Raw genomic sequence first — 639 nt, 5'->3', positions numbered from 1 at the left:
GGACACTCTTTTGAAGTTAACCTTTGAAGATTCAATCCATTCATAATTATCTGTTTTTTTTGGGATGGGGTGTTTTTTATAATTTCCCGTTGCATTTGAAACCTGCACGTAAATAGCATCGTCTGTAACAATATTTGTGCGTGAACTCGATGGTGAAACCTCAAATTTTGCATTTTTTGAGGGGTCACTGATGTTTTTATAAGCTATGTAATGAGTAGAGTTTCCGTATTTATAACTCACATCTCTGGTTGGGTAAGCAATCACATTATCGCTGGCGGCATAAACGAACTTACCGTTTAGTGCAAGCACATCATTTTCCTGCATTGTTGTCACTTCGTTTTGAGGCCTTTTATCTGCTCCCTCATAACCAGCCAAAACCTTAATTTTTTTATTCGTGTCGTTGTAATAAACAAATCCGCCGTTGTTACAGTCAAGGTATTGCTCTAGTGTGAAAAAACGATGATCGTCAATGCGATAGACAACCTGAGATTCTACGTCGATTTCAACATCCCGGATAGCCCGGCCACCGGAACCGCTGGGGAAACCCGCGCCAAAACTGCCGCCTATGGTCGGGATCATTGAAACCACAATGTTCCACAGGAGCCATATCACAAAGATAACCACGGCAATGATCATGAG

The 639-nt window shown here is 41.5% G+C and carries 1 protein-coding gene; it reads right to left on the bottom strand.

Annotation, left to right across the window (positions count from 1 at the left end; genetic code table 11):
* Nucleotides 1-639 (bottom strand): T6SS immunity protein Tli3 family protein (locus tag ACLBVC_RS24785; RefSeq protein ID WP_458351920.1); only part of this gene is annotated, 639 nt, incomplete at both ends.

This window comes from Rahnella selenatireducens (genome assembly GCF_046449555.1).
Classification (GTDB): Bacteria; Pseudomonadota; Gammaproteobacteria; order Enterobacterales; family Enterobacteriaceae; genus Rahnella; species Rahnella selenatireducens.
Note: the sequence above shows the minus strand (reverse complement) of the source record. Positions and strands in the feature narration are given on the sequence as shown.